The organism is Rhabdothermincola sp. (genome assembly GCF_036846205.1).
GTDB lineage: Bacteria > Actinomycetota > Acidimicrobiia > Acidimicrobiales > Acidimicrobilacustridaceae > Rhabdothermincola.
The window spans coordinates 1-2,879 of record NZ_DAIUCK010000172.1; the positions used below are offsets into that span (position 1 = coordinate 1).

The window sequence follows — 2,879 nt, forward strand, 5'->3', positions numbered from 1 at the left end:
CGGAGGGCCTGACCAGGGGGTACCGGTGTGGCGAGCCTGGTCGACCAGCACCGGGAGCCAGGGGATGAACGACGCCGCGCCGACGCTGATGGCGGCCAGTGCCCGCCCGGCCTTCCGGCGTTCGCCCTCGTCCTGGGCGCGCCGGGCTCGCCAGGCCAGAAGCGATCCGGTGGCCGCCAGGAGCCACAGCGACCAGTAGTGCGTGTACAGCAGCGCAGCGGTGACCAGTGCGATGGCCGCCAGCGCAAGCGCCCCGTCGCGGCCGAGCCGGAGGGCGCCGTCCACCAGCAACCAGCCTGCGAGAACCAGGATCACCAGGAGCGCGTACATCCGGGTCTCCGTGGCGTACCGGAGCGCGAACGGCGACACGGCGAGCATGAGCAGCGCCAACCACGCCAGCAGCGGACCGCCCCGCCGCCGGCCCGCCAACCACATGAGAGGCAGGGCGGCTACCGCGAAGACACCGGAGAGCGCCCGAACAGCCACATCCGAGGTGCCGAACACCCCGATCCAGGCATGCAGCAGGACGTAGTACAGGGGTGGGTGTCCGTCATGGCGCAGCGCGGACGGGATGTCGCCGAGCGGCAGGCGGGCGATGTTCACACTCAGCGCCTCGTCGAGCCACAGCGGCGTGCGGGCCGCGAAGCGCAGCACGACACCGACCACCACCGCGGCCACGCTCAGCGCGATCAGCTCCACGGGCACCTGCTGCCCGCCGGCATCCTGCCCGCCGCCCCGCGAGCCCGCCGGGCGCGCCGGCTGCAGCCGCACCCGCTCGGTCGTCATCGGGCGGACCGGCGGCCGGCCCGGCTGCCGGAACCGACAGACCGGTCCCGCCACCGCTCGGCGCTCGTCCTCATGGCCGCCGATGCTACGGCCCGCCCGGACGAGTGTCGGGCATGGCTCGGCGGTCCCCCGGGCCATGGGAGCGCCGTAGGTATGCTCGCCGGATCATGGAGCCGGACACTGGCGGCCGCTCGGGGGACCGCAGATGGTGGATCGGCCTCGGCATCATCGTCCTGGCCGGGCTTGCGCTCCGGGTGGCCTACGTCTGGTTCTTCCGCCGCGGCATCGACCTGCAGGGCGATCCCGTCTACTACCACGACGCCGCCAACCTGCTCGCCGATGGAAAGGGATTCATCAACCCGTTCGCCTACGAGGAGGGGCGCATAGTCCAGGGCGCGGACCACCCACCGCTGTACATCGTCTACCTCGCGCTTTTCTCGGTGCTCGGCTGGCGATCGGTCACCGCCCACCTGCTGGCCTCCTGCCTGCTCGGCGCGGCGGCGGTCGGGGTGGGCGGCCTCGCCGGGCGCGAGGTCGCCGGCCGCCGGGCCGGCTGGTTGACGGCCGGCCTGATGGCCGTGTACCCGAACGTGTGGCGCTTCGACGGGATGGTGCTGTCGGAGACCATGGTGATCTTCACGGTCATGCTCACGGTCTTCCTCGCCTACCGGTGCTGGCGGGCGCCCTCCGGCCGAGCACTCGCCTGGGTCGGGCTCTCGGCCGCTGCGTCCACGCTGGCCCGCTCCGAGCTCGGTCTGCTCCTCCCCCTGCTCGTCCTCCCCCTGGCGGTCGGAACCGCCAGGCGCCTCGGCCGCCCGGTGTGGCGACTGGTGGCCGCCGGCATCGGTGCCGCCGGGGTGCTCCTCGTTCCCTGGGTGGTGTTCAACCTGGTGCGCTTCGACCGTCCGGTGCTGCTGTCGAGCCAGATGGAGGTCACCCTCGCCGTGTCGAACTGCGAGTCCGTCTACTACGGCGACCTGATCGGCTACTGGGACCTGCGATGCGGGCGGGAGATCCTCGACCGCCACCAGATCCGGGCGGAGTTCAGCGAAGCCGACGCGCAGCGGGCGCTGCTCGAGGACACCCTCCGGTACATGGGTGACCACCGCAGCCGCATCCCGACGGTGATCGCGGCCCGGGTGGGGCGGATCACCGGGGTCTTCCGGCCCCGCCAGCAGATCGATATCGACGTAGGGGCCGAGCTGTTCCCCCGCCGGGTCATGGAGGCCGCCACGATCTCCTACTGGCTCCTCGTGCCGTTCGCCGTCGCCGGTGCGGTCATCCTCCGCCGGCGCCGGGTGCCGCTCTACCCGGTGCTCGCTCCCGGCATCACCGTGCTGATCACCGTGGTGCTCTTCTACTCGTCGATGCGCTTCCGAGCCACCGCCGAAGGCCCGCTCTGCCTGCTCGCCGCGGTCGGTGCGACCGCGCTGGTGAGCCGGTGGTGGCCGGAGGAACGAGCCCCGGCCCGCGACGAGCCGGCGGCGGGACCGGGAGCTAGCCGCGGGAACGATCAGAGTGAACGGGAGGCGAGATCTGGTGCCAGCGCGGCGATCACGTCGTAGCTGCTCTGCTCGGTGAAGTGCACGCCGTCCGGACGCTGCTGCGGGTCGAGTTGGCCGCCGGCCCAGATGCGTTCGAGGAGTCCGGCCAGGTCCCACACCACCACCTCCGGCCTGGTCGCCGCCACCTCCCGCACGAGCTGGTTCCACCGGTCGGTGCGTGCGGGATCGGCTTCCTTGTAGGGGCCCCGACCCATGAAGTTCTGCGGGGAGTAGACGGGTGAGATGTAGGGGCAGGTCAGCCACACCACCCGGGCCCCGGTCGAGGCCAGCACGTCGATCGACTCCCCGATCGACCGGCGCAGCCAGTCGTCGAGGACCGGGTCGCCGGGGATCCGCCAGGTACGGTCCCCGGGGATCCTGCGCTCCGCCACGTCCCACAGGCATGACAACACGACCACGTAGTCGGGGCGGCGCTCGGCGAGCAACGACGCCCAGCGCTCGAGGCGCGCGTCGCACTCGGGGAACGTGGCCCGCTCGATGCCGATCGCCCGGAGCCGCCCCCCCCCCCCGCTGCGTCAACCGACCGTC

Annotated in this window: 3 protein-coding genes; 1 reads left to right on the plus strand and 2 read right to left on the minus strand. The window is 72.4% G+C overall.

Going from position 1 to position 2,879, the window contains the following annotated elements; genetic code table 11:
- A partial coding sequence (locus tag V7004_RS15575; protein ID WP_334145157.1) for a glycosyltransferase family 39 protein occupies positions 1-786 on the minus strand: 786 nt, incomplete at its 3' end.
- 167 nt (positions 787-953) lie between these two features.
- Here V7004_RS15575 and V7004_RS15580 point away from each other — a divergent pair.
- A complete protein-coding gene (locus V7004_RS15580) occupies positions 954-2,351 on the plus strand; it encodes an ArnT family glycosyltransferase (RefSeq protein WP_334145158.1) in 1,398 nt (465 codons plus the stop codon).
- Here V7004_RS15580 and V7004_RS15585 read toward each other — a convergent pair.
- Entirely contained in the window at positions 2,300-2,776 is a 477-nt protein-coding gene (locus V7004_RS15585; RefSeq protein WP_334145160.1) for a hypothetical protein, read from the minus strand. The genes V7004_RS15580 and V7004_RS15585 overlap by 52 nt on opposite strands.
- Positions 2,777-2,879: the final 103 nt, after the last annotated feature.